The following is a 6,194-nucleotide window of genomic DNA, read 5'->3' on the forward strand; positions in this document are numbered from 1 at the left end:
TCCGATTTCTTACCTTATAAGAAATCGGACCTTTTATTTTCCATTAAAATCCAAAATTTAATAATCCTTTATAATTCTTTAGAAATTCTTTACCTTTTCTTTCTTCCTAATTAAGCATTCCTTTTTACAATAGTATTATTGATGTCATAGTAGGAGGATCGCTTATGCAATTCCTGAAAAAGTTCACAATTTTATTATTATCTTTTGTTATTACAGCACTTATCGTTTTATATTTTTATCTTTATGTAAATGGCCCAATTATTCAAGCTAAATCAGCTATTTTAATAGATGCTAATTCAGGTGAAGTTATTTATAAAAAAAATGAGGAAATCCCTATACAATCAGCTACTTTATCTAAATTAATGACTGAGTATATCGCAATGGAACAACTGAATGAAGGCAAAATACAGTTAGATGAGTTAGTAAAAATAAGTCACGAAGTTTTCCGAGCAGAAACGAGCCCTATACAAGTAACTTCGAAAGATAAAACGACAGTTCGTGATTTACTACATGCATTGTTTTTGACAGGGAATAATCGTTCCGCACTTGCCCTTGCAGAACACATTGCTGGAAATGAAGATAACTTTACACTTCTAATGAATGAAAAAGCAACACAACTAAAGTTATCACAACCAACCCCATTTCTAAATGCTACTGGAATGAATAACGATACGAATAAACAATCAACTACAACAACGATAGACGTAGCTAAACTAGCAACACAATTAATAAAAGATTTTCCCGATGTATTGAATATTACGAAGCTAACCTCTTACCAATTTACCTTCAAGGATTCCAAAGTTTTCAACACAAATAAAATGATTTATTCCCTTAATAAAAACATTAAACTCCAAGGTGTTGACGGCTTACAAACTAGTTTTCCAACCAATGGTAATTATAGTTTTGTCAGTACAGCAAAACGAGGTGATACTAGACTTATTTCAGTAATATTAGAATCTGATGATGAAAACAGTACTTTTATTGAAACAAAAAAGTTACTACAATATGGTTTTGATCCTTCCTCGTACTCTGCATTCCAAGCTTTTAAAGATGCGGTTACATCTTGGACAATTTTGCTTCAGTTTCAAAATTTAATCATACAAACATTATTGATTTTTTTCATTATTACATTTTTAATGTTTTTACATATACGTCAGAAAAAATCCGAGGATTTCAACTAGGAAATCTTCTTATATATAAAAAACGGCTTACATTTATAGTGCAAGCCGTTTTCTACATTTATAGTCCTCTTCCAATTAAATTCGCTGAAACAGGCTGAAGATTTAGCTCTCTCGCCCATATAGATAGCTGACCAATGTGATGAATTTCATGTACAATTACATGTCTTAAAACTTCACCGTATGTATATGTTTTATCTGTCCACGAAGCTTTTAATATCTTATATTCTAGGCTAGATGACCACAACTGCAAAAAAACTTCTAATTCTCGTTTATATAAATCAGATAACGCTTTCACTTTTTGGATTGATTGATAATCTTTATACTGCGGTTCATTATCTTCTTTTCCTTGAAGTGCGCTAATCCAGCTGTATTCAACATCGACAATATGGAATAATGTTTCTAAAATGCTCCCAACACCTCCTACACGCTTGCGGAGTAATTCTTCCTCTGAAAGTTGTTCACACCACTTAAACCAGTCGTCTCTTACTTGCCAATTGTATTGAAATAAAGTGTACATATTTATCTCTCCCCCACCTCAATAATCCACTTAATAGCATCTACTACATAATATGGTTCATCTTTTTGAATATAGTGACCACTTTGTTTTGCAATTACAAATTTATTATTGCTTGATAATCGTAATAATTCTTCTTGCAATTGTAACCATTTCATTTGTGCATCTAGCGAATAAAAAGCTTTTTTACCCGCAGCTAACACGACAAGTGGAATATCATTCATTGATTTACAATATCTATCTACTTCACTTAAACTAAATGTAAACTCTTCATATGAACTTTCATATACAAACTGTTTATGGTAAGCTTTTTGAAAGTCAGTAGACATGATTGGTAAAAATGCTTCTTTATAGTTTTCTGGTGTCGAATCAACCAAAACGATTCCCAACATATCCTCGGGATAAAAAGTCGCAAATAAACGTGCATTTATACCACCAAAAGAATGTCCTACAAAAATATAAGGTGGTTTCAGTTGTAATTGCGCTAAGCAACTTCTTAAATCTTTTACCATTTCAGAACTAATCCGTCGTTTGGAACTCTTCCCACTTTTTCCTAACCCTGCTCGATCATATGTAAGTACCGTCCCAAATTCAGTCAGCCCTTCGACAATATGCTCCCATGCCTTGGAATAATCTCCATAACCTGCCTCCATTATAATAACTGGCTGCAGCTTCTTTCCTTGGAACTTTTTCGTATATATTTTAAAATCGGCAATTTGTACATATTCCTCTATACATTTAATCATTGAAAATCACTTCTCTTCGACCAAGTTCCTCTACAGCATGATTTATTATTTCACTTACAGATAAAGATCCATCCAATACAATATCCGAATTCGGCTTAACAGTATGAATTGCCTCTAAATAAGCTTTTCTAGCAAATGTTATGTAATGTTTCAAATCATTATGTATTTCATCTATTGTATCTTCCTTGAAATCTCGCAAAATTCTTCTGGCCATCGCAATATCTAAAGGCGTATCAATAAATATAGTTGCATCAATAAATTTTCGCATCTCACTATTTAAGTATGCAAAAGGATAATCTACAATAATATAATCTACATTCCCCTCTCGTATAAGATGCTGAATGTCATGAATTAATGGCGTAAGTACCCATTCATCATAATTTGCTCCATTATCAATCCATTTACAAATATCAGCAGGACAGTTTTCAAAGTGATAGCTATCAAAATATAGTGCTTTTGAATTTATTAGCTTTTGAGTTAATCTTTCTGTAACAGTAGTTTTACCACCCCCTGAAACAGCTGCAATTGTAATGATTTTCGTTTTTTTCATAATTACCCACCATACCCCTTTTAATTAACATAACATAATTATAGAAAACTATTATTTTTTATCACTCCATTCATATTCTAGCATACTCATTTCCCATAAGTTCCAGTATGTTTCTCCTACTTTTTTTGACTCTCTTAATAAACCTTCTTTTACAAATCCTATTTTTTCATAACATGAGATGGCGGATGTATTAAAATCATAAACACCAAGAGTTACTCTATGTAGTTTTAATTCTTCAAATGCAATTTGTAATACTGCTTTCATCATATGTCTCCCTATAGAACGCCCTCGCATTTTCGTATCACCAACTAACACTTTTCCAATCCTTGCAGACTTATTTATATTGTCAATTTGTCCAAGTGAAATATGACCAATTACTCCTTTAGTCTCTTTATCTATTACTTTGAATGCAAGTGTATTTGTACTTTCTATATATTTTTCTAATTGCTGTTCATTTAATGGGTATGTAAATGCATTTCCTGACCATTGAATTAAAAATTCTTCGGAATTAATCCAATTCATTAACTGTTTAAAATCAGATCTTTTAAATGACTCTAGTTTTATCATTTCCATTTCCCTTTCATATAACATTTTATATAACCTCAAACTAATTTCTATAAATAGAATATATTTTCCTTTTATACGCAATTAAAATAAAGCCATTCATATGAATGGCTTTACAAAAAAACAGCATAATTATGCTTTATTTGCTACATCTGCACCGTTAAAATCAAACTCAGCAGTAACCGTTGTAACAGGAGGGAAAATTGCTTCAATTTTGCAAATAGAAATAATTACCCCAACTGCCCCAGGAATAGCTGCAAGCTTAACTACGTCACAACTTACAGACGAAATCGTACCTACATAAGTACGTCCCTCTGTGTTAATTTGAACTGTTTGATTAACTAATTTCTTAAGTTCATCTCTAATTCCTTGTACACACGAATTATCACATTTCTCATGCTGTTCTTTTTTACACTCTTCGAATACTTCCCAACAATCATCCTGTTTACATGTACACTTCTTTTTACAATTATTAAATCGAGAACCCAATACCTCACCCCCTAATCCTTTCTATTAGTAAGGTATGTCCACTAGCTTAAAAGGGTACGAGGCAAAAGTATAGAAAGAAAAAAATAGACAATTGTACTATACATTCTTTTCATTATTAATTATAAAAACAGACCTCTAATAATTAAAAGCTTGTTTAATGAGGGAACTTAGATTTAATGTTTAGTCACAACTTTCTCAAACAATTCTTTTTTATAAGCTGTCCCCATAAAGATGCACCAGCTTTTCCTATTACTTCACATATACATAGACTGTGTTTGCAATAATATAGCATGTTTTCTTCAACAAGTGTTTATTGATCAATATCTTAACGAGTAGTTCTCTCCACTATCTCTTGAAGAAGTGTCGTTGTAAATGAAAACCTTGGTAATATTTTCAATGTAAACTTAAAGGAAAGAATATGTCTTTTGGAACCACTCGGGCTTTTACGGACAGTTGATCCCACACCTACTTCCTTGCTTTCTCTGAATTTTGAGGTGGGGGCCTTACTGCCCGGCAAATAGCGGGATAAATACTAGAATGTCATATTAAAAAAGCTGACTCTTATAAATTGATTTTTTAATTACTTCACGTACGCATAAAGCTTTAGATACGTATTGCTTTGGACGAATTCACCAGTATTTTTACCAAAAAATTCATGGAATCTTTAATTAGTCGCGTACTTTCATTGTCTTCAGGAGCCCCACAGACAATCGGGGTTTCTTTTATTTAAATAAAGATTTTATTTAAACTTTACAAAACTCACCTATATTAAAATATCTTCTAAAATCCCCATTGAACATTTATAATACTTTTAAACGGTTTAAATTCTACAATCAGTAATGGAGGCATTTTAATGGGAAACATCCCAAAAGTATCATCACACCAATCAAATTCTAATATACCCTCACAGCAAGTGAACCCTAATACCCAACAAGGTAATATAAAAAAAACAAGACGCCGTATTATAACTACTTTAGCCTGTATATTACCTATAATTTTTGTCGTGCAATATTCTCTGAATAACCAACAAGAAATGATTGAAGAAAAACAAATCGCGCTTAATACGGAGCAACAAAAATTATCTTCTGTAAAGAAGGATGGTCATTCCCTTAACAAGGATGTCAAGGCTTTAACAAGTAGTGAAGAAGAAATTTTAAAATTCGCAAGGAAACTGTATGGATTTTCTAAACCGAATGAAACTATATTTCAAATAACTGAATAAAATTACACTGCATTACCCAAAAGGCGATTTGAAGATAATCGCCTTTTTATATTTAATTTCTAAAGGAATCATACGAATCTCTCTTTCTATCATATAACTACTTTGTTTAATTTGTTAAAATACAATCGCTTGTCCATTTCACTTTGCTCTATCATTACATTTACTATTAGTAATACGAGTTTTAGAGGTGATAAATAATGGACGAGTTTTTATCTTTTGCTGCACATAATCCGGGTTCTATTGGACCTACACTTCCACCTGTTCAACCCTTTCAATTCCCTACCGGTCCCACCGGTTCTACAGGACCAACCGGATCAACTGGATCAACTGGACCAACTGGATCAACTGGACCAACTGGACCAACTGGACCAACTGGACCAACTGGACCAACTGGACCAACTGGACCAACTGGATTTAATCTTCCTGCTGGGCCTGCATCTATTACCTTGACTTCTAATGAAACCACAGCATGTGTATCCACTCAAGGAAATAATACGTTATTTTTTTCGGGTCAAGTATTAGTAAACGGTAGTCCTACTCCAGGAGTAGTGGTCAGTTTTTCATTTAGTAACCCATCTCTTGCTTTCATGGTTCCTCTCGCTGTCATTACCAATGCTTCAGGTAACTTTACCGCTGTATTTCTAGCCGCTAATGGGCCTGGAACAGTAACCGTTACTGCTTCACTTCTTGATTCTCCTGGAACAATGGCTAGCGTCATTATTACCATTGTGAATTGTCCGTAATGATTTTATTTTTAAGAGCTAAACAATTTCTAATAAGAAGAGCACTGATTTGTAGTGCTCTTCTTATTAGGATGTTACTTTCAAATGAGTTTTCGTAACACCCTACTAGTTGCGATAGGTAAGACTTTGAAGTTATCTCCATCTTTTCCCCCGCTTAGCACTGTACGTGCGACTTTCATCGCATA

Annotated in this window: 9 protein-coding genes and 1 pseudogene; 3 read left to right on the forward strand and 7 right to left on the reverse strand. The window is 33.0% G+C overall.

What is annotated here, in order from left to right; translation table 11 throughout:
- Positions 1 to 164 precede the first annotated feature (164 nt).
- Positions 165 to 1,181, forward strand: coding sequence for a D-alanyl-D-alanine carboxypeptidase family protein (locus KVT31_RS26515; protein ID WP_088096417.1), 1,017 nt, complete (start codon positions 165 to 167; stop codon positions 1,179 to 1,181).
- 58 nt (positions 1,182 to 1,239) lie between these two features.
- Here the strand turns inward: KVT31_RS26515 and KVT31_RS26520 are convergent, their stop codons facing one another.
- From KVT31_RS26520 to KVT31_RS26540, 5 genes are all read right to left on the reverse strand, one after another.
- Positions 1,240 to 1,698, reverse strand: coding sequence for a DinB family protein (locus tag KVT31_RS26520; RefSeq protein ID WP_088096416.1), 459 nt, complete (start codon positions 1,696 to 1,698; stop codon positions 1,240 to 1,242).
- Between the two features lie 2 nt (positions 1,699 to 1,700).
- The gene (locus tag KVT31_RS26525) at positions 1,701 to 2,441 is read right to left on the reverse strand and encodes an alpha/beta fold hydrolase (protein WP_088096415.1); all 741 of its coding nucleotides are present in this window, start codon (positions 2,439 to 2,441) and stop codon (positions 1,701 to 1,703) included.
- Entirely contained in the window at positions 2,434 to 2,994 is a 561-nt protein-coding gene (locus KVT31_RS26530) for a nucleoside/nucleotide kinase family protein (protein WP_088096414.1), read from the reverse strand. Before KVT31_RS26530 ends, KVT31_RS26525 begins: the two co-directional genes overlap by 8 nt.
- A gap of 48 nt (positions 2,995 to 3,042) precedes the next feature.
- Positions 3,043 to 3,582 carry a GNAT family N-acetyltransferase gene (locus tag KVT31_RS26535; protein ID WP_098342440.1) on the reverse strand — a complete coding sequence of 180 codons (540 nt, stop codon included), beginning with the start codon at positions 3,580 to 3,582 and terminating at the stop codon, positions 3,043 to 3,045.
- 105 nt (positions 3,583 to 3,687) lie between these two features.
- The gene (locus KVT31_RS26540; RefSeq protein WP_088096413.1) at positions 3,688 to 4,044 is read right to left on the reverse strand and encodes a hypothetical protein; all 357 of its coding nucleotides are present in this window, start codon (positions 4,042 to 4,044) and stop codon (positions 3,688 to 3,690) included.
- 853 nt (positions 4,045 to 4,897) lie between these two features.
- On the opposite strand from KVT31_RS26540, the gene KVT31_RS26545 reads away from it, so the two are divergent.
- Together KVT31_RS26545 and KVT31_RS30640 are read left to right on the forward strand one after the other, a co-directional pair.
- Positions 4,898 to 5,266 (forward strand): FtsB family cell division protein, encoded by a 369-nt coding sequence (locus tag KVT31_RS26545; RefSeq protein ID WP_088096412.1) that lies wholly within the window; start codon positions 4,898 to 4,900, stop codon positions 5,264 to 5,266.
- A gap of 197 nt (positions 5,267 to 5,463) precedes the next feature.
- Positions 5,464 to 5,520, forward strand: a pseudogene (locus tag KVT31_RS30640) (exosporium leader peptide-containing protein); the annotation flags it as partial.
- A gap of 17 nt (positions 5,521 to 5,537) precedes the next feature.
- On the opposite strand, the gene KVT31_RS30645 reads toward KVT31_RS30640, so the two are convergent.
- Positions 5,538 to 5,732, reverse strand: a complete 195-nt coding sequence (locus KVT31_RS30645; protein ID WP_301291927.1) for a hypothetical protein — start codon at positions 5,730 to 5,732, stop codon at positions 5,538 to 5,540.
- Between the two features lie 45 nt (positions 5,733 to 5,777).
- Positions 5,778 to 5,993 (reverse strand): hypothetical protein, encoded by a 216-nt coding sequence (locus KVT31_RS30440; RefSeq protein ID WP_000236251.1) that lies wholly within the window; start codon positions 5,991 to 5,993, stop codon positions 5,778 to 5,780.
- Between the last annotated feature and the right edge of the window lie 201 nt (positions 5,994 to 6,194).

This window comes from Bacillus sp. GbtcB14 (assembly GCF_019091205.1).
Classification (GTDB): domain Bacteria; phylum Bacillota; class Bacilli; order Bacillales; family Bacillaceae_G; genus Bacillus_A; species Bacillus_A cereus_AG.

Bases quoted from the DNA above. Each gene is read 5' to 3' on its own strand.
- KVT31_RS26515 (WP_088096417.1), top strand. From the start codon at position 165: ATGCAATTCCTGAAAAAGTTCACAATTTTATTATTATCTTTTGTTATT.
- KVT31_RS26520 (WP_088096416.1), bottom strand. From the start codon at position 1,698: ATGTACACTTTATTTCAATACAATTGGCAAGTAAGAGACGACTGGTTT.
- KVT31_RS26525 (WP_088096415.1), bottom strand. From the start codon at position 2,441: ATGATTAAATGTATAGAGGAATATGTACAAATTGCCGATTTTAAAATA.
- KVT31_RS26535 (WP_098342440.1), bottom strand. From the start codon at position 3,582: ATGTTATATGAAAGGGAAATGGAAATGATAAAACTAGAGTCATTTAAA.
- KVT31_RS26545 (WP_088096412.1), top strand. From the start codon at position 4,898: ATGGGAAACATCCCAAAAGTATCATCACACCAATCAAATTCTAATATA.
- KVT31_RS30440 (WP_000236251.1), bottom strand. From the start codon at position 5,993: ATGGTAATAATGACGCTAGCCATTGTTCCAGGAGAATCAAGAAGTGAA.